Source organism: Pseudomonas sp. TNT2022 ID1044, assembly GCF_028656895.1.
In the GTDB taxonomy this organism is placed as follows: domain Bacteria; phylum Pseudomonadota; class Gammaproteobacteria; order Pseudomonadales; family Pseudomonadaceae; genus Aquipseudomonas; species Aquipseudomonas reinekei.
In genome coordinates, this window is the sequence record NZ_JAMDHB010000001.1 from 740,752 (window position 1) to 763,775 (window position 23,024).

The window sequence follows — 23,024 nt, forward strand, 5'->3', positions numbered from 1 at the left end:
TTGCCAAAAGGAGTTGTGTGCCAATGATTTCCAACGTGAATCGATTGTCCCTGGCGGTCGGCATGGTCATTGCGACCCTGGTCGGTCAGGCCGCAGCCGCGCCTGCGCCCTCGGAGAACGCCACGATCAATCTGATCCGCTTGCTGGTAGAGCAAGGCGTGTTGAAGCAGGACAAGGCTGACAAACTGATCGCCCAAGCCCAGAGCGAAGCGGATCAGGCCCGCAAAGCCGCCACCGCTGCACCCACCGCCGTTGCCGCCAGCGGGCCGACCGCCGCACCGGGCGATGTTCGGGTGCAGTATGTGCCGGCCGCCGTGCGCGACCAGATCCGCGATCAGGTCAAGGCCGAGGTCATGGCCACCGCCAAGCAGGAAAACTGGGCGCAGCCCAACACCTTTCCGGACTGGGTGTCGCGTGTCAGCTTCGATGGCGATATCCGTCTGCGTGACGAATCGCGCTACTACTCGGGCACCAATAGCAACGAAATCGTCGACTTCGCCAAGCTCAACAACAACGGCCCATACGACGTGAACCCCAACAGCAGCACCGGCCTGCCACCGTTGCTCAACACCCGCGAAGACCGTGAAAACATGCTGCGCCTGCGGGCGCGCCTGGGCATGAAAGCGGTGATTGCGCCGGACTGGACGGCGGGTATCCGCATCGGCACCGGTTCCGACAACAGCCCGGTGTCGACCACCCAGACCCTCGGTGGCGGTTTCGGCAAGAAAGACATCTGGCTCGATCAGGGTTACCTGACCTGGAAAGCCACCGACGAATTGACCCTCACCGGTGGCCGCTTCAGCAACCCGTTCTTCTCCACCGACATGCTGTATTCCAACGAGCTGAACTTCGACGGTATCGCGGCGATGTTCGACCACAAGCTCAACCGCGACTGGGGCATGTTCGGCACCGTCGGTGCATTCCCGATCGAGTACACCAACGACACCAGCTCCAGCAACGGCTTCGACAAGGAAGAGAGCGACAACAAGTGGCTGTTCGGCGCGCAGATCGGCGCCAACTGGGCGATCAACGCCAGCAACCGCCTCAAAGGTGCGTTGGCCTACTACCGCTTCGACGACATCGAAGGCCAGCGTTCCAGCCCTTGCGAACCCTGGGCCGGTGCACCGGGCTGCGACAGCGACGGCAGCCGTTCGGCGTTCATGCAAAAGGGCAACACCGTGTTCCTGCTGCGTGACATCACGCCGAACCCGCTCAACCCGGCGACCACGCCGCAACCGCAATACGTGGGCCTGGCTTCGGAGTTCAACCTGCTGGACCTGAACTTCGTCTGGGACAGTGACCTGCCGGAAGACTTCAAACTGCGCAGCCAGGCCAATTATGTTCATAACCTGGGCTACGACGAGGGCGAGATGCGCAAGCGTGCTGCCGGGCAGATCGTCAACAACATCGACAGCGATGGCGACATCGAAAGCGGGGCCAATGCGTGGATGATGCAGTTCACCCTCGGCAACGCGCTGGACATGCGCAAGCAGGGCGACTGGAACCTGTTCGCCGGCTACAAGTACATCCAGCCGGATGCCTTGCCGGACGGTTTCAACGATTCCTCGTTCCACTTGGGCGGCACCAACGCCAAGGGCTATTTCCTGGGCGGCAACTACGGTCTGGCCAAGAACGTCTATGCCACCGGTCGCTGGTTGAGTTCCGAAGCGGTGTACGGCGCGCCGTTCGATATAGACGTCTTGCAGCTTGAGATCAACACGCGCTTCTAAGGCGCAGGGAGAGCTTCATGAACACGAAAATCCTGTTGTTTGCCCTGGGCGCGCTGGTGGCCCAAGGGGCGAGCGCCGAAGGCATGGAGGAACGCTTGCGCACGCAACTGCGCAGCACCACCCAACAGTTGCAGGCCTTGCAAAGCCAGCAGGCCCAGGCCAGTGCTGCACAGGTTGCAGCGCAAGCCGAAACCAAGGCGGCTCAGGCGCAGATCAAGCAATTGACGGCCGAGTTGGCCAAATACAAAGGTGCGGCGGAGCAACTGGCGAGCCAGCAGGACACCTTGCAAAGTCAGGCCCAGGCGCAGATGGCGGCGAGCAACGAGCAGATCGGCAAGTTCAAGAAGGCTTACGACGAACTGTTGGTCATGGCCCGGGGCAAAGAAGCCGAACGGGCCAGGCTGGAAATGCAATTGGCGGAACGTGACACACAAGTGCAGCAATGTTCGGTCAAGAATCAACAGATGTATGGCGTGGCCAAGGACATCCTCACGGCCTACGAAAAAATCGACGTCGCCGAAGTGATGAAGATACGCCAACCGTTTGCCGGCACGGCCCGGGTCAAGTTCGAAGAACTGGCCCAAGGCTTTGGCGACGAACTCTACAAGACCCAATTCGACGCGCCCCAGGCTGCGATCACTCACTGACAACACGGAAGAACTCACATGACTCAATTGATCGCTCACGTATCGCCACAATCGCTCACCGAAGTGCTGCAAGCCGCCGGCTATCGCGTCAACCAGACCGATCAGAACGGCATCGTGCAACTGCTCAGCGCCAGCCAGGGAATCGGTTACGCCGTGCGTTTCGGTAACCCGGCCGGCGAGCAGGGCAGCTATGTCGATTTCACCTTCAGTTGTGCCTTGCGCGTCCAGGGCGAATTGCCGGCCGGCCTGGCAGAACTGTGGAATGCCTCGCGCCGCTTTGCCCGGTTGTCGGTGCAGGGCGAGTTCCTGGTGATGGAGATGGACGTGGTGGTGGCCGCCGGTGTCAGTGCCGATTACCTGCGCGGCAATCTGGAACTGTGGGATCGCCTGCTGCAGGAATTCATCATTTACCTGCGCGACTACAGCCAGAACGCCGCGCAGATGCAGGCCCAGGCTGAACCTGGCGAAACCGCGGAACACGAGGTGGCTGCCCAGTGAAAAAACGTACGGTAGTGGCCAGCGCGGGGGCGCTGGCGGTATTGGTGGTGGCCGTTGCGTTAGGTGTGCGAACGGGCAACGACCCGGTCGCAGCACCGCAGCCGGTCAAGTCATTGGCGGTTGCATCGACGGAGCCGGCGGTGGCGCGGTTGGGCAATCAACAGGTGGACAGCGACGAACTCAAGGCGTTGTTGGCGTCCTTGCCCGCCGAATCCCGGGACCAGTTGCGCGGCAATCGCGCGACGCTGGAGAGCTGGATTCGCTCGCGCCTGGCCGAGAAAGCCGTCCTCGAACAGGCCGATGCCCAGGGCTGGCGTCAGCGTCCGGAAGTTGAACAACAAACCCGCGCTGCCACCGAGCAAATCGTCTTTCGCAACTACCTGCAATCGGTCAGCCAGGTGCCGGCGGATTACCCCAGCGCCGCTGAGTTGCAGCAAGCCTATGACGCGGGCAAGGCGCAGTGGATGACACCGGCGCTGTTCCGGGTCAGTCAGATTTTCCTTGGGGTGAGCGATCCACAGAGCCTTGATAGCGTGCGCAAGCAAGCCCAGGAATTGAGCCGCAAGGCCCAGGCAACCCCGGCGGAGTTCGCTGCACTGGCGGGCCAGTTCTCGCAGGATCGTGACAGTGCCGAACGCGGTGGTGACACGGGCCTGCAACCGTTGGCACAACTGGTACCGGAAGTGCGCGGCGTGGTGTCCCGGCTCAAGGTCGGTGCAGTGTCCGAGCCGGTGCAAAGTGCGATGGGCTTCCATGTGATCAAGTTGACCGAGCAGCAACCGTCGCGGGTGGCGACCCTGGACGAACTGCGTGAGCGGTTGACCCAGGCCCTGCGCGCCCAACGCCAGGAGCAAATTGCCAAGGCCTATCTGGAAGGCATGCTCAACACGGCAACGCTGAGTATCGACGGCGCCGAACTCAACAAAATCCTGGAGGCAAAACCCGAACAACTGTAGGCGCGAGCCTGCTCGCGAGGCAGCGCCGTACACCAACAAAAAACGACAGGGAGTCATCGATGTCATTCACCGAATCAACAGGGTCTCAGCGCTTCGCCGATTACCGCTCCCCGGATGACAAATCAGATTCCTGGCTGGCCCTTGCAGCCGGGATCGACACCGAGGTCGCGCAGTATTTTCTGGTCAGCGCCCGCTGCGGTTGTTTCATGCAGGCTGCCCGCAGCCTCAATGTCCGGCCGACGATCCTGCGCAAGCATCTGGCCCAACTGGAAGAACAACTGCAGCGGACGTTGTTCAAGTTCAAGGACAGCTCACTGACACTCAGTCGCGAAGGCCATCAACTGCACGTCCAGTTGCTTGCCCTGGCGCACGAGCGCAGCTTGCCGGTGATCGAACAACCGCTGATTCGGCTGGCCGTCGCGCAAACCCTCCTGCATGACATCCTCGGGCGTGATCTGGTTTCGCTGTTGCGACGCAACGCCAGCGTGCGCCTGGAGATCATCTCGCTGGACAGCGATCTCTCATTACAAGCGATGAGCGCTGACGTGGTGCTGTGGCTCGGCACCGAGTCACCGACGCCAGGCCCAACGTTTGCCACCACACAACCGCACCGCCTGGCGTGCCTGGACTACCAGCCGCACATCGCCAAACGCTATTCGCGGGTGACGGCCCGCCCGGAAAAGCTCGATGACCTCGCCGATTTCCTGCTGGTGCAATGGCAGCATGAACGGCAGGTGGACAGCTTGCGTCCGTGGAATGCGCTGGTGGAACAGCGTCTGGCGGGGGTGGTGCGGTTGCATTCCTATGAACTGATGCTGGAGATGATCCGCTGCAGCGCCTGCATCGGCCTGCTGCCCGGCTACATGAGCCGTTATGACCGTGGCCTGATCGCGTTACCGGGGTTGTTCAACCAGCCGATGCAACGCCAGGTATGGCTGGCGGTGAATGACCAGTCCCAGGACGAGGCGCAGGTACAGAGGCTGGTCGAATTGATCCTCAGCACTTTCGAAGAACGACGGGATTGGTTCCAGGACTGACCCGTTCCACAGGTAGGAGCGAGCCTGCTCGCGATAGCGCCTGGTCAGTCAACATCGTCGTCGACTGTTACATCGCTTCGCGAGCAAGCTCGCTCCTACAGGGGTGCTCGCCATTCTCGAGGTTTGCGTTATAGAGTGAGTGGCCATGTCTGCCTCAAGGATGATTCACCCATGCCCACCACCGAACCTGTCATTACCCTCGAACGCCTCAACGAGTCTCATATCGAAGGCATTACTGCGCTTTACCGCGAGCCCGTGGTTGCCCGTCAAACGCTGCAGTTGCCGTTTCCTTCCAGTGATATCTGGCGCAAACGACTGGTGTTGGACAACGAGCGGGTGATGCAACTGGTGGCGCTGCATCAAGGCGCCGTGATCGGCAGTATTACCCTGGAACAGTTCTCACGTATTCGTCGTAGCCATGCAGGCAGCTTTGGCATGGGCGTCGCGCGCGCCTGGCAGGGGAAGGGCGTCGGTTCGAAACTGCTGTCGGCAGCCTTGGATATCGCCGACAACTGGATGAACCTGCACCGGGTCGAGCTTTCGGTATTTGCCGACAACGAAGCCGCCATCGGGCTGTATCGCAAGTTCGGTTTCGAAACCGAAGGGCTGCTGCGCGACTACGCGGTGCGCGACGGTGCCTGGGTCGATACCTTGAGCATGGCGCGTCTGCGGCGCCCCAAGACCGGTTGACACACTCGCCCCGGGACGAATGCCTGCACCGTTCACGCTTTTAGTCGTACGTCGGCAACGCGCATCTGCCATGCTCAAGGTCCGCAACACGGCTTCAATCATAGGAACAGCGCAATGGACGACGTACAGCAACTGGGCGAGATGCTTCGTCACTACGCAGAAAGCGAAGCGCACAAGAAGCAGTTGTTCGAATCGCAATCGGCCGAATGGGCGAAGCGCATCGGTGAACTTTTCGACCAGATCCAGCAGTGGCTGGAGCCGGTGCAGACACCGCATTTGTTGGAGGTTAGCCGCGAACCGTATGTCGTGTCAGGGCCGAGCTTGCCGGTCGAGACATCGCCGTTCAAGACTGAAAAGCTGTCCATTGTCATTGCCGGCAAACCGGTGGAATTTGTGCCGGATGTGATGGGCGTTGGCGGGCAGATTTCCGTGGCGGTGATGGGCTTTACCGCAGCGCGGGTTGGCAGCGTGTCGCTGGTGTGCCTGCCGCCCGCCACCTGTTGGCAGTGGCGCAAGACCAATGGCCTGAAAGACCCGGACACTTTCGCGTTCGATGCCAATTTCCTTGCGCAACAACTGCAGAGCCTGATACCCCGCGATCGCAGCTAAACACCGGCCCCCCTGTGGCAGCGAGCACAGGTATCGATTTCGACGGTGGCGTTCTTGTCCTTGAGGTCATGGTTGCTCCTAGAAAAACGCCAGGGTCATGTTGGCGGCGACGCCGTTGCCTTCAGGCCGGTTCTTGGTGTCGAACTCCGGCACCCAGCGCAGACTGAAGTTGGCCTGGGCATCGGCGAACTTGCCGGTCCAGCCGATCGCCGGGCCGGCACCGACTGAACGCCCGCGAAAGCCGCTGGTTGCGCCCGCCCCGGAGTCATCATTGATCTGCTGGATGTAACCTGCCGCCATGCCGGCCGCCCAGCCATTTCCGAAACCGCGGGTCCATAGCAAATCGAGGGTGAAGATGTCGCCGTTCTGGTAATCCGTCTCATCGTTCTCCGTGTAGAACTCCAGCCCGGTGTCAAGGGTGAACTCACCGCCTTTGCCGTCGAGATGAGTGAAGGCGACGGTGGGCATAAAGGTGTAAGTGTTCTGCCCGGCGTTGGCCAGACGGTCGACGTTGTAGGCGCCACTGGGCACGTAGATCGGCAGCGAGAACGAGATGTGGTTGACCTCGTCGAAGTGATACCCGGCGGCAATCGGCGTCACCAGCATGTCGGCGAACTGTGTGGCCTTGTCCTCGGTGCCCAGGGTGCGGCCACGGGGACCCGTGATGCTCGCGCTGACATCGGTGTGTTGCACCGGCACGCCGATGGCCGAGGCGTAGTTCCAGCGACCTTTGCCGGTGTCCCAGACATGGGTGAAGTTGGCCATGGTGTAGGAGACTTTCATGTCCAGATCGCTACTGATGGCGCCGCCTATCGGTATCTGTGAGTTGCCCTTTAGATCACCGTCATACCAGATGCTGGTCAGGGACATCACCCAGCCCGGTTCCGGCGGCACGATCCCGGCATTGGAAAACACTTGTTGCCCGGTGATTGGCCGGCCAACGCCCCCTTCTGCTGCCAGCACAAGGGGGCTACTGCCGAATATTGTCATCAAACACAAACCGGTAGTGCGAATGGCAATGTGCATGGAAAAGCCCTTATTTTTCGAAGGTGGGCCCGATCAACTGTGGGACACCAATGAAATCGTTCGGCGCAATCGGCAGCGTGCCGCACACCAACAGGTCATCGGTATGGATATTGGAATCGTAGAATTTCAGGGTGCAGTAGTCCTGCAGACTCATCCCCGGTGCAATGTTCAATGGGTTGTTGCTTTTGTTGGCCGTCTCGGCGTCATCCGCGCTCGCGAAACTCCAAGGCACAAGCAACGTCATCAGTAGAAAGGCGCGCTTCCCCAATGTGTTCGACATGATTCCCCGGTTCCCTGGTGGCTCATTGCTTAACTCGGCACTTGCTGGCCGTTACGACGTAATCTCTTTGCTATCAAGGCTGTAGGACACGTCTGGTTGACGCTAGCAGTTAACCTCCGTTTATCCAGCCGAAGCGATTAATTACTTGGGTTTGTGTGCAAAACCTCGTTGTTTTGTGCGCTAAAAATCTCACGTCTATAAATATGTACCGCACCTGAGCTTCATCCAATCGACATGCTGTGCCCTACAGACAAGGAGAGACTGTATGGCACCAAGCACGTTAAATGATGGATCAACAGGCGACGTAGTGATCAAGTCCGGGCCACCAGCTTCTGGCGGTGGTTCGGGTGGAGGACATGGTGGTGGCGGAGGTAATCGCGTCGGTGCTTCGGGCAATTTCGGTGGCCCTAGTGCAAAGACCATAGCCCTCAGGAAACAGGCCAATCGGGAGCGTAAGGAAAAAGAGGAAAGGGACAAGGCGCAAGCCGCGGCAAAAGCTCGGCAAGATTTGGAAATGGCCCGTATCCAGACGCGGCAGCAATTGCTCGCCGGGTTGGCACAGCGTCAAGGTGCCTTTAAGACTGAGTGCGACCGAACCTTCGCCGTCAGGTCCGAACAGCTCACGCAGTCACTTGAACATGAAGTTTCGGCGGTACGTAAACCACCAGACGTTGGTGTTTCGGGTGAGCCCTGGCAGCTTTATTCCATCAATAAAACCAAAAGCGAAATTGACGGGCTGAGAGCCCGAAAGACTGCACAACTCAATGAAAAAAACAGGATTGCACACTCGTTCGATGGACATGATCCGCTCTTGCGAACAGCAACCGATTACATGGCTCGTCTGGAACAGTTCGGCGATGCGCTTGCAAGCGGTCACCAGATTTGGGAAAGCGCTTATAGCGCAGCCCACGAAGCCAGACTGTTGTCGGCACAGATCAATGTTCTAAACGATAAATACAGTGCGCTGACCAGTGAACACGCCGAGTGGGTTGTAAGGCTTGCTGAATGGGAAAGGCAGCGCCAGTACGCTGAGCAACGCGATGCGCGTGTTCGTTTCAAGCGGCAGGCCGATGCAGATACGCGCATAGAGCGAGTGAAGCAGGCCAATACCTGTCGTTTTCCGGTCAGGCAGTCGATGACCGGTATGTCAGCGCTTGCCGTCGCCGGCAGGACGTGGGTTGCCGGCGCGGGGGATGCACTGGCAATCGCTGTATCCCGATCGGTGGTTTTGTTGGCCGAAGTAGCGGGTACGCTCACTGTGGGTCAATTGGCGATATTCGTCGCAGGAATGGCCTATCCCTCCGAACTGGGTAACGGAGAGTTAACCCCCGAGCAGCGAAGTCGCTTGTCCCATGCTGTTGCCGTTCCGGCGCACGCGCTCGAGCTTCATGACAGTGTGGAGTTGCAAATAATCGCCGACGCAGGCGGTTCGGCGCAAGCGGAGTATCGGCTCAAGCCATTAGCCATAGACGAGGGCACTGCAATCATTGCCGCCAGGACCGGAGGCGATATTGATTCCTGGGTACCCGTGGTAAATGCATCGCTGGACCCGTTAACCGGTGCATACATCGCTGAAATTCCCGGCTCCCCAGCCAGATATGTGGAGTTCATGCCAGGCACTGCGCCTCAAGCGCAGGTCTTCAGCCAGACTCCCTTGGCCGTTACCCAACCACAGATTCAAGAGATACCGGACGGTGTGGATTGGCGCATTCAGGACTGCATCGTCTGCGTGCCTGGTCTGGAGCCGATCTATCTGTCTTTCGGCGTTCCACCCATGGGGGCGGGAGTCGTCACCGGCTCCGGTCAGCAGGCCACGCAAGACTGGTGGAGCACTGCAGCTCAGCCTGTGGGTGCTGCCGTCCCGGCGCAAATCGGGGAGCAGTTCCGGGGGCGGGAGTTCAATTCGTTCGGAGCCTTCGACGAAGCACTTTGGCAAACGCTTGGAGAGCATCGCCAGCTTGTATCGTCGTTCGATGAGCTGAACAAAAAACGCATCGAACGAGGTTTCGCTCCCTATGCGCCGAAAAGCACGTGGGTCGGTGAAAGCCGGGAGTTCGAACTGCGATATCAGGAACGGTCGCAATTCTGGTCCGACCCCTTCGACCTCGACCAAATCAGTATCAAGGTGCCGAACAGTGCCGAGGGTTGGATCGGGGTCGTACCCGCGGTTGTACCGTGGCCGATTCCGCCTGCCAGCACATGGACGCCCTTGGTGCCGCCGGGTAGTGAACAGGTTGGTTCGACGACATCGCCGATCACACCGACCGATCCGTTGATTTATCCCGGCAGCCCGGCCATCCCCGTCCTACCACCAAACGAGACGTTTCCGGCTATTGATGAAGGGCAGATTGGTGCGAGTATTCCCGGGTATCCGGGGGATATGGAACTGCCTTCGCCGGATGCACTGTTTCGTGATCGACGGGATGATCCGGGTGTTGCGACCGGGATTGGGCAGGTGGTTTCAGGGGTATGGTTAGGTGAGGCTGCGCGAGTGGGCGGGGCGCCGATTCCTTCGCACATTGCAGATCAATTAAGAGGGAAGGAATTTGCCAATTTCCATCGATTCAGGGAGGCGTTTTGGAAGGCGGTGGCGGCGGATAAAAGTTTGCGACAGCAATTCTCTGGAAGCAACCTGCGCAGAATGCGCGAGGGCATGTCTCCGTACTCTTGGGTTTTAGACCAAGTTGGCGGGCGTAAAGCATTTGAGCTTCACCACGATGTTGAGGTTGCGGCAGGGGGCGATGTGTATGGAATTGACAATATTTCAATCATGACGCCCAGTCGTCACATACAGCTACATAAGGAGAGAAGAAGTCATGATTTTTAAAGCGAAGTTAGAGGATTATACCGAGGCCGAGTTTCTAGACTTTCTGAGGAGGTTTGATGATTATCCAGAAGGATTAAGTGGTAGAGATCTAGAGGTATATCTTGATCGACTGCTTGCGCACTTTGAATTGATCACTGAACACCCAGGCCGTTCAGACGTCATCTTCTATCCAAAGGAGGGCCAGGAGGACAGTCCGGAAGGTATCCTGAAGGAAGTCAAAGAATGGCGCGCCGCCAATAACAAGCCCGGCTTCAAGCCAGAATAACTAACTCTTTCCAATAACCGATGGTGTTTGCTTGTAATCGAGCAGGTGCCATCGTCTTCGGCAACTCGCTTAAGAAAAGCAAGGAATTACCAAGGATGGAACTTAAAGCATCACTCAAGGAATACACCGCATCGGAATTTCAGACACTGGTCGACAAAATATGGGCCGTTGATCTACCCAAGCAAGAGCATGACCGGCTGATCAATCATTTCGACCGGATAGCCGGGCATCCAAAAGGCGCTGACTTGCTCTTCTATCCGGACGACCGGTTTGAATGGAATGACGCTTATCTGGTTGTCCATCACGTGCAGACCTGGCATCAGAAACAGGGTGTCGCAGCGTTCAAACCCGAAGCGGTTCCACCCGCGCGGCGCCCTTCGGTACCGACGAGTCCCGTTGCCCGAAACCTTGCGCAGGTGCAGGCAATAGCCGCAGATGTGTCCGCATCGGAGCAAGCGATTCAAGCGGCATTTGACATTTATGCGCAGGCTATTCAGCAATCGCAGATCGTCCTTCAACCAATCCCTGCGCAGGAATCCAGCATCAGCGTTTTGGAACAGGCTCAACATGCAGCATTAATGGCCGTGAACAGGTTTGAGTTTCATAAGATGCGAATAGAGTTCGCCAGAGCCAGTGCGCAAAGTAACCTGTCTTTTGCGCGGTCGGAGCAAGCGCAATGGCAAAGTATTGCTCACCAGATAAACGAAACCTCGGACCGTTACACTGCAAGTCTCGTAGCCATCAACCAGCGCCATCGTGTGTTGCATGATGAAGCCGAAGTACTGCTGAAGAGTCTGCAGGAGCAATTGATCCGTGCACGCACGCTGGAGGGCGCAGGTCCGGCTCAAGCCGCACACATCGTCACAGCGTCAACGGACTTTCTTGCCAGACGCTGTGATGTCTTGCTGGAGAATGGGGCGGCGCCGTTGTTTGCATCGCAACAAGTTGACCTGAAAAACGCCATTCGCTCGGCTGTTGCGGAATTCACCTGGAGAAATAATTCCGGCGAATCATCAGGCCGACGTGAACGTGCTGCTGTGCTGCAATTCGAGTTTTCCAGTCGTGCAGACACCCAGGTTTATGGCGTAAGCGTTCCATTGATCGAACTTGTTCCGCTCGAAGGACGGGATTGGCACACCCTCGCGGCAACCAGGGCTGAGATCGAAGTGCCTTTCAGGTTGTATAGCGCAGTGGTTCCGGCCAAACCCGGCACAATGTTCAAAGGGTTGCGTGAAGTCCAGACGCTGTCGCAGGTCTACCTCACCTCGACGCCAAAGAGCCCTTTGGCAGACAGGGTCCGGGTCAGGGCTGCGCGGCGTGGACTGCTCCCGCATTCGTTTGTTTTAACGGTCGATGACGCCGGGCCTCTCACTATTCATTGGACGGCTCCGGGTCTACAGGATGCGAGTATTTCTCCAGCGGTAGTCGAACCTCGTCGGCTGGGTTTTGTTTATTCGTCACCAGTGCCGACACTTGAGTCGATTACGCCGGAAGCTGAAGGCCCATCGTTCGACGATTACATCGTCGTGTTCCCGGCAGACTCCGGTATTGAGCCGCTATACGTCATGTTCAGAAGTCGCCATGAGTATCCGGTTTGAAGCTTGAGCTCCAAGTGCTTGATGAGGCTTGGGTAAAGGCGACTGTCCAGCACCCGATTGACAGCCAGCTCTTCCAGCATGATTGATTGCTGAATTCCCAGCAGGGTGGTGCTCTACGAACCCTGCATATACCGATCGGTCTGGCGTTCCGAGGGGTAGCCGGGTGGCGATGTTTTTTGTGGCGAGGGAGCTTGCTCCCGCTGGGCTGCGAAGCGGCCCTGATACCTGCCACTGGCCTGTATCAGGGACACTGCAATGACTTGATTGACAACTGCTGCGCAATCAAGCAGCAGCAAGCTCCCTCGCCACAGTTGTCTTTGAGTGGTCAGTCAAGGCTTCTTCCCTTGCCAAACGCCCGCTCTTCCTGCTCGCGCAACTCCGGTGTCAGCTCTTCACCGAAGTCTTCCATTTCGAACACCTGTCGGATTTCAATCTCGGCCTCGGTGCCCGGCATCGGGTTGGGGCAACGCTTGACCCATTCGATGGCTTCTTCTTTGGACTTCACTTGCCACAGCCAGAAACCGGCGATCAGTTCCTTGGTTTCGGCGAAGGGGCCGTCGGTGACGGTGCGTTTATCGCCGGCGAAGCGCACACGGGCGCCTTTGCTGCTTGGCTGCAAGCCTTCCCCGGCGAGCAGGATGCCGGCCTTGGCCAGTTCTTCGTTGTAATTGCCCATGGCGGTCAGCAGTTCGGTGCTGGGCATGATGCCGGCTTCGGAGTCCGGGCTGGCTTTTATAATGATCATGAAACGCATGGTTTATCTCCGCTGGATTGTGGGATTCGGCTCTAGTCGAATGACGCCAGCCTGAATCGACAGCACGGCTACGATTTTTAATGCTCAACAGAATCGTAGGTCAGATGGAGTCGCTGTAGGCGAACCTGCTCGCGAAAGCTGTAGTACATTTTCCAACGCGGTGACCGATTAGTCGCTATCGCGAGCAGGCTCGCTCCTACAGGGGTTGGCGGTGTTCGCAAGATTTGTTTCCGGGGTAGGTCGACGGACAATTTCGTGGTTAACTTCGGCCTCGTCAAAATTCTCCACCACAACGTTCAGAAGGACTCCGTTCATGGCTCAAGTCACTCTTAAAGGCAATCCGGTTCAAGTCAACGGCCAACTGCCTCAAGCCGGTTCCAAGGCGCCAGCCTTTTCCCTGGTTGCCGGCAATCTGTCCGACGTCACCCTGAAAGACTTTGCCGGCAAGCGCAAAGTGCTGAACATCTTCCCAAGCGTTGACACCCCGACCTGCGCCACCTCCGTGCGCAAGTTCAACGCCCAGGCCAACGACATCAGCAACACCGTGGTGTTGTGCATTTCCGCTGACCTGCCGTTCGCCCAGGCGCGTTTCTGCGGCGCCGAAGGCCTGGAAAACGTCCAGAACCTGTCGACCCTGCGCGGTGCCGAGTTCATCGAGAACTACGGCGTAGCCATTGCTGATGGCCCACTGAAAGGCCTGACTGCCCGTGCCGTGGTGGTACTGGACGAGAACGACAACGTGCTGCACAGCGAGCTGGTCAAGGAAATCGCTGAAGAGCCGAATTACGAAGCGGCCCTTGCTGTTCTGAAATAAATAGCATCATTACAATTGTTAACGGCCTGGCCCTGTCCAGGCCGTTTTCATTTGTGTTTCAGTGTCTTGGATAAATCTCCTGTTACGTAAGCCGAAGGTAAATTGCCGGTAAAGGCGCTTTGCTTAAGACCCGCCAGTGCTTATCTTTCAGCCTCATGTAAAACAAGCCCACGCGCCCAATGGTTGATCACTCAATGCAATCCTCCGCTTCCCGTAGTCCTCGTCGCTGGCTGTTCGGCCTGCTAGTCCTGCTGGTCATCGCTGGCCTGTGCTGGAAATTCTGGCCCGGCAGTGCTGCGCCCAAAGAGGGTGCGGGGCACAAAGCCGTGGCCGGGCAGACGGGCCGGTCGGGCGGTATGCGTCCGGGTTTCGGTGGCGCTTCCGGGCCGGTTCCGGTGCGTGTGGCGCCGGCGGTCACCGGAGACTTCCCGCTGTATTACAAGGCGCTGGGCACGGTCACCGCGCTCAATACCATCAATGTGCGCAGCCGCGTGGGCGGTGAACTGGTCAAGATCCATTTCGAGGAAGGGCAGATGGTCAAGGCGGGCGATCTGCTGGCAGAGATCGATCCGCGTCCGTACCAGAACGCCTTGCTCCAGGCCCAAGGCACGTTGCTGCAGAATCAGGCGCAACTGAAGAACGCCCAGGCCGACGTCGAGCGCTATCGCGGCCTGTACCGCGAAGACAGCATCGCAAAGCAGACCCTGGACACCGCCGAAGCACTGGTCGGTCAGTACCAGGGCACGGTCAAGACCAATCAGGCGGAGGTCAACGACGCCAAGCTCAATCTCGAATTCACCCGCATCCGCGCGCCTATTGCCGGACGTGTCGGCCTGCGCCAACTCGACGTCGGTAACCTGGTGGCCGCCAACGACACCACCGCGCTGGCGATCATTACCCAGACGCAACCGATCAGCGTGGCCTTCACCTTGCCGGAAAACAGCCTGGACGTCGTGCTGGCACGCTATCGCAGCGGGGCCAGGCTGCCGGCAGAAGCCTGGGACCGCAGCGATACCAAACTGCAGGCCACGGGCGTGCTGCAGAGCCTGGACAACCAGATTGATGTCACCACCGGCACCCTGAAGTTCAAGGCCCGTTACGACAACCGCGACCAGGCACTGTTTCCCAACCAGTTCGTCAATGTGCGCCTGCTGGCCGACACACTCAAAGGCGTAGTACTCGCACCGTCCGCCGCGATTCAGTTCGGCACCAACGGCACGTTCGTCTACGCCCTGGACGGCGACAAGAAGGTCAAGATCCGCCAACTGAAAATCGGTGCCAGCGACGGTGAAAACACCGTGGTCACCGAAGGCCTGGCCGCCGGTGATCGTGTCGTGCTGGAAGGCACTGACCGTTTGAAAGATGGCAGCGACGTGGAAGTGGTCAACGATCCCCAGCAAGTGCCGACCAACCCGGCTGGCCATCTACAGGGCAAATCCGCGGCCACCCCTGAACCGGCACCCGCCGACAAGGCGAAAAAGGGCGGCGCATGAATCTCTCGCGGCTGTTCATCCTTCGTCCGGTAGCGACGACCTTGAGCATGCTGGCCATTATCCTGGCTGGCGTGATCGCTTATCGGTTGCTACCCGTGTCGGCCTTGCCTCAGGTCGATTACCCGACCATTCGCGTCATGACGCTGTATCCCGGCGCCAGCCCGGATGTCATGACCAGCGCCGTGACCGCACCGCTTGAACGACAATTCGGGCAAATGCCCGGGCTGACGCAAATGGCTTCCACCAGTTCCGGCGGGGCGTCGGTGCTGACCCTGCGCTTCAGCCTCGATATCAACATGGACGTGGCCGAGCAGCAGGTGCAGGCGGCAATCAATGCGGCCACCAATCTGCTGCCCACGGACCTGCCGGCACCGCCGGTGTACAACAAGGTCAACCCGGCCGACACGCCGGTACTGACCCTGGCCATCACTTCAAAGACCATGCTGCTGCCCAAGCTCAATGACCTGGTCGACACCCGCATGGCACAAAAGATTGCCCAGATCAGCGGCGTCGGCATGGTCAGCATTGCCGGTGGCCAGCGTCAGGCCGTGCGGATCAAGGTCAATCCCGAGGCACTGGCGGCCAACGGTCTGAACCTGTCGGACGTGCGTACGTTGATTGCGGCTTCCAACGTTAACCAGCCCAAAGGTAACTTCGACGGCCCGACCCGGGTGTCGATGCTCGATGCCAACGATCAGCTGACCTCGCCCAAGGATTACGCCAACCTGATCCTGGCCTACGCCAACGGCGCGCCGCTGCGCCTCAAGGATGTGGCAGAAATCGTCGACGGCGCCGAAAACGAGCGCCTGGCCGCGTGGGCCAACGAAAACCAGGCCGTGCTGTTGAACATCCAGCGTCAGCCCGGTGCCAACGTCATCGAAGTGGTCGACCGGATCAAGGCCTTGCTGCCGAGCATCACCGACAACCTTCCGGCCGGCCTCGATGTGGTGGTACTCACAGACCGCACCCAGACCATTCGCGCCTCGGTCAAGGACGTGCAACACGAGCTGCTGATCGCCATTGCGCTGGTGGTCATGGTCACGTTCCTGTTCCTGCGTCGGGCCAGCGCGACGATCATTCCGTCGGTGGCCGTGCCGCTGTCGCTGATCGGCACCTTCGGCGTGATGTATCTGGCGGGGTTCTCGGTCAATAACCTGACCCTGATGGCCCTGACCATCGCCACCGGTTTTGTGGTGGACGACGCAATCGTCATGCTGGAGAACATTTCCCGGTTTATCGAAGAGGGCGACAGCCCGCTGAATGCGGCGCTCAAGGGTGCCAAGCAGATCGGTTTCACCCTGATTTCCCTGACCCTGTCGCTGATCGCCGTACTGATTCCGCTGTTGTTCATGGCCGATGTGGTAGGGCGCCTGTTCCGTGAATTTGCCATTACCCTGGCGGTGGCGATCCTGATTTCGCTGGTGGTGTCCCTGACCCTGACGCCGATGATGTGCGCGCGACTGCTCAAGCGCGAGCCCAAGGAAGAGGAGCAGGGCCGTTTCTACCGGGCCAGCGGCGCCGTGATCGACTGGATGATCGCAGCGTACGGACGCCAGTTGCAGTGGGTGCTCAAGCACCAGCCGCTGACGCTGATGGTGGCGATCGGCACATTGGCATTGACGGTGTTCTTGTACATGGTGGTGCCCAAGGGCTTTTTCTCGGTGCAGGACACCGGAGTGATCCAGGGCATTTCCGAGGCGCCGCAGTCCATTTCCTTTGCGGCAATGAGTGAGCGTCAGCAAGAACTGGCCAAGGTCATCCTCGCCGATCCGGCGGTCGAGAGCCTGTCGTCCTACATTGGTGTCGATGGTGACAACTCGACACTCAACAGCGGCCGCTTGCTGATCAACCTCAAGGCCCATGGCGACCGAGACCTGAGCGCGACCGAGGTGATCGCGCGGTTGCAGCCTGAACTCGACAAGCTGGTCGGTATCCGTCTGTTCATGCAGCCGGTACAAGACCTGACCATCGAGGACCGGGTCAGCCGCACGCAGTACCAGTTCAGCATGTCGTCTCCGGACTCCGAATTGCTCAGCCTGTGGAGCGGGCGTCTGGTCGAGGCTCTGGCACAACAGCCAGAACTGACCGACGTCGCCAGCGATTTGCAGGACAAGGGATTGCAGGTCTATCTGGTGATCGACCGTGATGCGGCGTCGCGGCTCGGGGTGTCGGTGTCGAACATCACCGACGCGCTGTATGACGCTTTTGGTCAGCGGCAGATTTCCACGATCTACACCCAGGCCAGCCAGTATCGCGTGGTGCTGCAATCGCAATCCGGCGAGAAAATCGGCCCGCAGGCGCTGGACCAGATCCACGTCAAGACCACCGATGGCGGGCAGGTGCGCTTGTCCAGCCTGGCGCGTATCGAGGAGCGCCAGGCGCAACTGGCGATTACCCACATCGGTCAGTTCCCCGCGGTGATGATGTCGTTCAACCTCGCGCCCGGCGTGGCGCTGGGGCATGCGGTGGAGATCATCGAGCAGGTGCAAAAGGACATCGGCATGCCGATTGGTGTGCAGACCCAGTTCCAGGGCGCGGCCGAGGCGTTCCAGGCTTCGCTGTCGAGCACTCTGCTGCTGATCCTGGCGGCGGTGGTGACCATGTACATCGTGTTGGGCGTGCTCTATGAGAGCTACATCCACCCGATCACCATTCTCTCGACCTTGCCCTCGGCGGCGGTCGGCGCCTTGCTGGCGCTGATCCTGAGCGGCAATGACCTGGGGATGATCGCGATCATCGGCATCATTCTGCTGATTGGTATCGTCAAGAAGAACGCGATCATGATGATCGACTTCGCCCTCGATGCCGAGCGCAATCAGGGCATGGACCCGCAAACGGCGATTTATCAGGCGGCGCTGCTGCGTTTCCGGCCGATCCTGATGACCACACTGGCGGCGCTGTTCGGTGCCGTGCCGTTGATGCTGGCCACCGGTTCCGGCGCGGAACTGCGCCAGCCGCTGGGCCTGGTCATGGTGGGCGGACTGTTGCTGAGCCAGGTGCTGACGCTGTTCACCACCCCGGTGATCTACCTGTATTTCGACCGTCTCGGTCGGCGCTGGGGCCGCAAGCCTGAGCCGGTGGAAGCGGTAGAGCAGCCATGAACCTCTCCGGTCCTTTCATCAAACGCCCGGTCGCAACCATGTTGCTCAGCCTGGCGATCATGCTGCTGGGCGGTGTGAGCTTTGGCTTGCTGCCGGTGTCGCCGTTGCCGCAAATGGACTTCCCGGTGATTGTGGTGCAGGCCAGCCTGCCCGGTGCCAGTCCGGAGGTGATGGCGTCGACCGTGGCCACGCCGCTGGAGCGCTCCTTCGGCGCCATCGCCGGGGTCAACACCATGAGCAGTCGCTCCAGCCAGGGCTCGACGCGGGTGATCCTGCAGTTCGACCTGGACCGCGACATCAATGGCGCGGCGCGGGAGGTGCAAGCGGCGATCAACGCTTCGCGTAACCTGTTGCCCAGCGGTATGCGCAGCATGCCGACGTACAAGAAGGTCAACCCGTCCCAGGCACCGATCATGGTGCTGTCGCTGACCTCGGACGTTCTTGAAAAGGGCCAGTTGTATGACCTGGCTTCGACCATCCTGTCCCAGAGCCTGTCCCAGGTGCAGGGTGTCGGCGAAGTGCAGATCGGCGGCAGCTCTCTGCCGGCAGTGCGGATCGAACTCGAACCCCAGGCGCTGAACCAGTACGGCGTGGCCCTGGACGACGTGCGCAAAACCATCGCCAATGCCAACGTGCGCCGGCCCAAGGGCTCGGTGGAAGATGGCCAGCGCCTCTGGCAGGTGCAGGCCAACGACCAGCTGGAGAAAGCCAAGGATTACGAATCGCTGATCATCCACTACGCGGACGGCGCGGCCCTGCGCCTGAAGGATGTGGCCAAGGTCAGCGACGGTGTCGAGGACCGTTACAACAGCGGGTTCTTCAACAATGACGCGGCGGTGCTGCTGGTGATCAACCGTCAGGCCGGTGCCAACATCATCGAGACGGTCAACGAGATCAAGGCCCAATTGCCGGCGCTGCAAGCGGTGCTGCCGGCCAGCGTCAAACTGAACCTGGCCATGGACCGTTCGCCGGTGATCAAGGCCACCTTGCACGAAGCGGAAATGACCCTGCTGATCGCCGTGGCCCTGGTGATTATGGTGGTGTTCCTGTTCCTCGGTAACTTCCGCGCCTCGCTGATTCCGACACTGGCGGTGCCGGTGTCGCTGGTCGGCACTTTTGCGGTGATGTACCTGTACGGGTTTTCCCTGAACAACCTGTCGCTGATGGCGCTGATTCTGGCCACCGGGTTGGTGGTGGACGATGCCATCGTGGTGCTGGAGAACATCTCCCGGCACATCGACGCGGGCATGCGCCCCATGAAAGCGGCGTATCTGGGCGCGCAGGAAGTCGGCTTTACCTTGCTGTCGATGAACGTGTCGCTGGTGGCGGTGTTCCTGTCGATCCTGTTCATGGGCGGGATCATCGAAAGCCTGTTCCGCGAGTTTTCCATCACGTTGGCAGCGTCCATCGTGGTGTCGCTGATCGTTTCCCTGACCTTGACCCCGATGCTCTGCGCGCGCTGGTTGAAGCCGCATACGCCGGGCCAGGAAAACCGCCTGCAACGCTGGAGCCAGCGGACCAACGAGTGGATGGTCGGTAAATACGCGACGAGTCTTGATTGGGTACTGCGCCACAAGCGCCTGACGTTGCTCAGCCTGTTGGTGACAATCGGTGTGAATATTGCGCTGTATGTTGTTGTTCCCAAAACGTTTCTTCCGCAGCAGGATACCGGCCAGCTGATCGGTTTCGTGCGCGGTGACGATGGACTTTCGTTCACCGTGATGCAGCCGAAAATGGAAATTTTCCGCCGCGCTGTGCTCAAGGACGAAGCGGTTGAAAGCGTGGCCGGCTTCATCGGCGGCACCAACGGCACCAACAACGCCTTCATGCTGGTGCGCCTCAAACCGATCAAGGACCGCGGTATTTCCGCGCAAAAGGTCATTGAACGCCTGCGCAAGGAAATGCCCAAGGTCGCCGGTGCGCAACTGATGCTGATGGCTGACCAGGACCTGCAGTTCGGCGGCGGCCGCGAGCAAACGACGTCACAGTTTTCCTACATTCTGCAAAGTGGCGACCTCGGCTCACTGCGCGAGTGGTATCCGAAAGTCGTCACCGCGCTCAAGGCGTTGCCGGAACTGACTGCAATTGACGCCCGCGAAGGCCGGGGTGCGCAGCAAGTGACGTTGATCGTTGACCGCGACCAGGCCAAGCGCCTGGGTGTGGACATGGACATGGTCACCGCGGTGCTGAACAACGCCTACAGCCAGCGGCAGATTTCGACCATCTACGACAGCCTCAACCAGTATCAGGTGGTGATGGAGGTCAATCCGAAATACGCCCAGGACCCGATCACCCTCAAGCAGGTTCAAGTGATTACCGCCGATGGCGCACGGATCCCGCTATCGACCATCGCCCATTACGAAAACAGCCTGGAAGACGATCGGGTCAGCCACGAGGGCCAGTTCGCCTCGGAAAGCATCTCCTTCGACATGGCCGAAGGCGTGACCGTGGAGCAGGGCAGTGCCGCCATCGAGCGGGCCATTGCCTCGGTGGGCCTGCCGGAAGACGTCATCGCGAAAATGGCCGGTACCGCCGATGCCTTTGCCGCCACCCAGAAGAGCCAGCCGTGGATGATCCTGGGTGCGCTGATGGCGGTGTATCTGGTACTGGGCGTGCTGTATGAAAGCTATATCCACCCGCTGACGATTCTGTCCACGTTGCCATCGGCGGGGGTCGGCGCGTTGTTGTCGATCTACGCGCTGGGGGGCGAGTTCAGCCTGATTTCGCTGTTGGGGCTGTTCCTGCTGATCGGCGTGGTGAAGAAAAACGCGATTCTGATGATCGACCTCGCACTGCAACTGGAGCGTCATCAGGGCATGGCGCCACTGGAGTCGATTCGCAACGCCTGTTTGCAACGTTTGCGGCCGATCCTGATGACGACCCTGGCGGCGATCCTTGGCGCGTTGCCGTTGCTGTTGAGTCGCGCCGAAGGGGCAGAAATGCGCCAGCCGCTGGGCCTGACCATCATTGGCGGGCTGATCTTCAGCCAGGTGCTGACCCTTTACACCACCCCGGTGGTTTACCTCTATCTCGACAAACTGCGCCATCGCTTCAACCGCTGGCGCGGGGTGCGTACCGATGCTGCTTTGGAAACTCCGCTATGACTGACCGTTCGCTGTTCAACCTGGCTACACCGCTGATCACTGCCCGAGGCTCGCGGTTGTTGAGCCTGTCGCTGTGCGCAGCTCTGCTCAGCGCCTGCGCCATCGGCCCGGATTACCAGCGCCCGCAAACGGCGGAACCTGCGCAGTACAAGGAAGCGGCGGGTTGGCGTCAGGCCAGTCCAAGCGACTCCCTGGCCCGCGGTGCGTGGTGGGAGCTGTACGGCGATCAGCAACTCAATGGCCTGATCGAGAAGCTCAACAGTGCCAACCAGACCGTCGCCCAGTCCGAAGCCCAGTACCGTCAGGCCCAGGCGCTGGTGCGCAGTGCCCGGGGCGTGTTTTTCCCCACGGTGGACCTGACCCTGGGCAAAAACCGCTCCAGCCAGGGCACAGGCAGCAGCAGTTCCAGCCTGACCAGTTCGTCCAGCGGTATTCGTGACACCTACACGGCTCAGGCCGGAGTCAGTTGGGAAGCGGACGTCTGGGGCAAACTGCGCCGGGGTCTTGAAGCCGACACCGCGAATGCCCAGGCCAGTTTTGCCGATCTGGCGGCGATGCGCTTGAGCCAGCAGTCGGAATTGGTGCAGAACTACCTGCAATTGCGGGTGATCGATGAGCAAAAGCGGCTGTTGGAGGCGACGGTCGAGGCGTATCGACGTTCCCTGAAAATGACCGAAAACCAATACCGTGCCGGTGTGTCCGGCAAGGACGCGGTGGCCCAGGCGCAGACGCAGCTCAAGGGTACCGAAGCGGACATGGTCGACCTGATCTGGCAGCGCGCCCAGTTCGAAAACGCCATTGCCGTGCTGATCGGCTTGCCGCCGGCGGAGTTCAGCCTGGCAGAGACCAGGAACATTCCGGTATTGCCCGAGGTGCCGTTGAGCCTGCCTTCGCAATTGCTGGAACGGCGACCGGACATTGCTTCGGCGGAGCGCTCGGTAATCGCCGCCAATGCCAACATCGGCGTGGCCAAGGCCGCGTACTACCCGGACCTGACCCTGAGCTTGAACGGCGGGTACAGCAGTAGCACATCCAAAGACCTGTTCAGCGTACCGAACCGATTCTGGTCGGTGGGGCCGCAACTGGCCATGACCTTGTTCGATGGCGGGCAACGCTCGGCCGAAGTGGACCGCAGTGAAGCGGCCTACGACGAGACCGTGGCCAAGTACCGCCAGACCGTGCTCGATGGCTTTCGCGAGGTGGAAAACTACCTGGTGCAGCTCAAGGTATTGCAGGACGAGGCCGTGGTGCGGCAACAGGCGCTCGATGCCGCGCGCGAGTCGCTGCGCTTGACCCAGAATCAGTACAAGGCCGGTGTCATCGCGTATCTCGACGTCGTGGTGGTTCAAGCGGCGGCATTGAGCAATGAGCGCAGCACCCTGGATTTGATGCAGAGCCGCTTGATCGCCAGCGTGCAGTTGATTGCCGCGCTGGGCGGTGGTTGGGACGGTCAGTTGCAGGATCCGTAAGGGGGCCGAACCCACCGTTTTAGAGCGTCTTCGATAAATCAAACAAGCGTTTCATCGCCTTGATGGCGTTTTGCTCATTTTGTGAGTGCGTTCTCATTTGGAATCAGTACAATCGCCAGTTTTGCG

General features: G+C 59.7%; 17 protein-coding genes and 2 pseudogenes. 15 read left to right on the plus strand and 4 right to left on the minus strand.

Annotated features, from left to right (window positions below):
- Positions 1-23 precede the first annotated feature (23 nt).
- From M5G20_RS03345 to M5G20_RS03375, 7 genes are all read left to right on the plus strand, one after another.
- Positions 24-1,730, plus strand: coding sequence for a putative porin (locus M5G20_RS03345; protein WP_273917891.1), 1,707 nt, complete (start codon positions 24-26; stop codon positions 1,728-1,730).
- A gap of 17 nt (positions 1,731-1,747) precedes the next feature.
- Positions 1,748-2,377 carry a DNA repair protein gene (locus M5G20_RS03350; RefSeq protein WP_273917892.1) on the plus strand — a complete coding sequence of 210 codons (630 nt, stop codon included), beginning with the start codon at positions 1,748-1,750 and terminating at the stop codon, positions 2,375-2,377.
- Positions 2,378-2,395: 18 nt separating this feature from the next.
- Positions 2,396-2,875 carry a YbjN domain-containing protein gene (locus tag M5G20_RS03355; protein ID WP_273917893.1) on the plus strand — a complete coding sequence of 160 codons (480 nt, stop codon included), beginning with the start codon at positions 2,396-2,398 and terminating at the stop codon, positions 2,873-2,875.
- Positions 2,872-3,831 carry a peptidylprolyl isomerase gene (locus M5G20_RS03360; RefSeq protein ID WP_273917894.1) on the plus strand — a complete coding sequence of 320 codons (960 nt, stop codon included), beginning with the start codon at positions 2,872-2,874 and terminating at the stop codon, positions 3,829-3,831. The genes M5G20_RS03355 and M5G20_RS03360 overlap by 4 nt, the downstream gene beginning before the upstream one ends.
- A 59-nt stretch (positions 3,832-3,890) precedes the next feature.
- Positions 3,891-4,868 (plus strand): LysR family transcriptional regulator, encoded by a 978-nt coding sequence (locus M5G20_RS03365; protein WP_273917895.1) that lies wholly within the window; start codon positions 3,891-3,893, stop codon positions 4,866-4,868.
- A gap of 171 nt (positions 4,869-5,039) precedes the next feature.
- Positions 5,040-5,558 carry a GNAT family N-acetyltransferase gene (locus M5G20_RS03370; RefSeq protein ID WP_273917896.1) on the plus strand — a complete coding sequence of 173 codons (519 nt, stop codon included), beginning with the start codon at positions 5,040-5,042 and terminating at the stop codon, positions 5,556-5,558.
- Positions 5,559-5,672: 114 nt separating this feature from the next.
- Positions 5,673-6,167: a hypothetical protein gene (locus M5G20_RS03375; protein ID WP_273917897.1), complete on the plus strand. Its 495-nt coding sequence runs from the start codon at positions 5,673-5,675 to the stop codon at positions 6,165-6,167.
- A gap of 78 nt (positions 6,168-6,245) precedes the next feature.
- Here M5G20_RS03375 and M5G20_RS03380 read toward each other — a convergent pair whose 3' ends face one another.
- Both M5G20_RS03380 and M5G20_RS03385 read right to left on the minus strand, forming a co-directional pair.
- Positions 6,246-7,193 (minus strand): SphA family protein, encoded by a 948-nt coding sequence (locus M5G20_RS03380; RefSeq protein WP_273917898.1) that lies wholly within the window; start codon positions 7,191-7,193, stop codon positions 6,246-6,248.
- A gap of 22 nt (positions 7,194-7,215) precedes the next feature.
- A pseudogene (locus tag M5G20_RS03385) lies at positions 7,216-7,473 on the minus strand (hypothetical protein); the annotation flags it as partial.
- 265 nt (positions 7,474-7,738) lie between these two features.
- Here M5G20_RS03385 and M5G20_RS03390 point away from each other — a divergent pair.
- The 3 genes from M5G20_RS03390 to M5G20_RS03400 all read left to right on the plus strand — a co-directional run bounded on the left by M5G20_RS03390 (position 7,739) and on the right by M5G20_RS03400 (position 12,163).
- A complete protein-coding gene (locus tag M5G20_RS03390; RefSeq protein WP_273917899.1) occupies positions 7,739-10,300 on the plus strand; it encodes an S-type pyocin domain-containing protein in 2,562 nt (853 codons plus the stop codon).
- Positions 10,290-10,565 (plus strand): bacteriocin immunity protein, encoded by a 276-nt coding sequence (locus tag M5G20_RS03395; RefSeq protein ID WP_150700588.1) that lies wholly within the window; start codon positions 10,290-10,292, stop codon positions 10,563-10,565. The genes M5G20_RS03390 and M5G20_RS03395 overlap by 11 nt, the downstream gene beginning before the upstream one ends.
- A gap of 95 nt (positions 10,566-10,660) precedes the next feature.
- The gene (locus M5G20_RS03400; protein ID WP_273917900.1) at positions 10,661-12,163 is read left to right on the plus strand and encodes an S-type pyocin domain-containing protein; all 1,503 of its coding nucleotides are present in this window, start codon (positions 10,661-10,663) and stop codon (positions 12,161-12,163) included.
- A 41-nt stretch (positions 12,164-12,204) separates the two neighbouring features.
- Here M5G20_RS03400 and M5G20_RS30195 read toward each other — a convergent pair.
- Together M5G20_RS30195 and M5G20_RS03405 are read right to left on the minus strand one after the other, a co-directional pair.
- Positions 12,205-12,276, minus strand: a pseudogene (locus M5G20_RS30195) (DUF6124 family protein); the annotation flags it as partial.
- Between the two features lie 212 nt (positions 12,277-12,488).
- On the minus strand, positions 12,489-12,917 hold the full coding sequence (locus M5G20_RS03405; protein ID WP_273917901.1) for a YciI family protein: 429 nt from the start codon (positions 12,915-12,917) through the stop codon (positions 12,489-12,491).
- Between the two features lie 313 nt (positions 12,918-13,230).
- On the opposite strand from M5G20_RS03405, the gene tpx reads away from it, so the two are divergent.
- The 5 genes from tpx (at position 13,231) to M5G20_RS03430 (ending at position 22,898) form a co-directional block, all read left to right on the plus strand.
- Positions 13,231-13,731 (plus strand): thiol peroxidase, encoded by a 501-nt coding sequence (tpx, locus tag M5G20_RS03410; protein ID WP_075945110.1) that lies wholly within the window; start codon positions 13,231-13,233, stop codon positions 13,729-13,731.
- 179 nt (positions 13,732-13,910) lie between these two features.
- A complete protein-coding gene (locus M5G20_RS03415; protein WP_273917902.1) occupies positions 13,911-15,224 on the plus strand; it encodes an MdtA/MuxA family multidrug efflux RND transporter periplasmic adaptor subunit in 1,314 nt (437 codons plus the stop codon).
- Positions 15,221-18,325, plus strand: a complete 3,105-nt coding sequence (locus M5G20_RS03420) for an MdtB/MuxB family multidrug efflux RND transporter permease subunit (protein WP_273917903.1) — start codon at positions 15,221-15,223, stop codon at positions 18,323-18,325. The genes M5G20_RS03415 and M5G20_RS03420 overlap by 4 nt, the downstream gene beginning before the upstream one ends.
- A complete protein-coding gene (locus M5G20_RS03425) occupies positions 18,322-21,429 on the plus strand; it encodes an efflux RND transporter permease subunit (RefSeq protein WP_273917904.1) in 3,108 nt (1,035 codons plus the stop codon). Before M5G20_RS03420 ends, M5G20_RS03425 begins: the two co-directional genes overlap by 4 nt.
- On the plus strand, positions 21,426-22,898 hold the full coding sequence (locus tag M5G20_RS03430; protein ID WP_273917905.1) for an efflux transporter outer membrane subunit: 1,473 nt from the start codon (positions 21,426-21,428) through the stop codon (positions 22,896-22,898). Before M5G20_RS03425 ends, M5G20_RS03430 begins: the two co-directional genes overlap by 4 nt.
- The last annotated feature ends 126 nt before the right edge of the window (positions 22,899-23,024 follow it).

Coding starts and splice junctions, on each gene's coding strand:
- M5G20_RS03345 (WP_273917891.1), top strand. CDS start 24: ATGATTTCCAACGTGAATCGATTGTCCCTGGCGGTCGGCATGGTCATT.
- M5G20_RS03350 (WP_273917892.1), top strand. CDS start 1,748: ATGAACACGAAAATCCTGTTGTTTGCCCTGGGCGCGCTGGTGGCCCAA.
- M5G20_RS03355 (WP_273917893.1), top strand. CDS start 2,396: ATGACTCAATTGATCGCTCACGTATCGCCACAATCGCTCACCGAAGTG.
- M5G20_RS03365 (WP_273917895.1), top strand. CDS start 3,891: ATGTCATTCACCGAATCAACAGGGTCTCAGCGCTTCGCCGATTACCGC.
- M5G20_RS03370 (WP_273917896.1), top strand. CDS start 5,040: ATGCCCACCACCGAACCTGTCATTACCCTCGAACGCCTCAACGAGTCT.
- M5G20_RS03375 (WP_273917897.1), top strand. CDS start 5,673: ATGGACGACGTACAGCAACTGGGCGAGATGCTTCGTCACTACGCAGAA.
- M5G20_RS03380 (WP_273917898.1), bottom strand. CDS start 7,193: ATGCACATTGCCATTCGCACTACCGGTTTGTGTTTGATGACAATATTC.
- M5G20_RS03390 (WP_273917899.1), top strand. CDS start 7,739: ATGGCACCAAGCACGTTAAATGATGGATCAACAGGCGACGTAGTGATC.
- M5G20_RS03395 (WP_150700588.1), top strand. CDS start 10,290: ATGATTTTTAAAGCGAAGTTAGAGGATTATACCGAGGCCGAGTTTCTA.
- M5G20_RS03400 (WP_273917900.1), top strand. CDS start 10,661: ATGGAACTTAAAGCATCACTCAAGGAATACACCGCATCGGAATTTCAG.
- M5G20_RS03405 (WP_273917901.1), bottom strand. CDS start 12,917: ATGCGTTTCATGATCATTATAAAAGCCAGCCCGGACTCCGAAGCCGGC.
- tpx (WP_075945110.1), top strand. CDS start 13,231: ATGGCTCAAGTCACTCTTAAAGGCAATCCGGTTCAAGTCAACGGCCAA.
- M5G20_RS03415 (WP_273917902.1), top strand. CDS start 13,911: ATGGTTGATCACTCAATGCAATCCTCCGCTTCCCGTAGTCCTCGTCGC.
- M5G20_RS03420 (WP_273917903.1), top strand. CDS start 15,221: ATGAATCTCTCGCGGCTGTTCATCCTTCGTCCGGTAGCGACGACCTTG.
- M5G20_RS03425 (WP_273917904.1), top strand. CDS start 18,322: ATGAACCTCTCCGGTCCTTTCATCAAACGCCCGGTCGCAACCATGTTG.
- M5G20_RS03430 (WP_273917905.1), top strand. CDS start 21,426: ATGACTGACCGTTCGCTGTTCAACCTGGCTACACCGCTGATCACTGCC.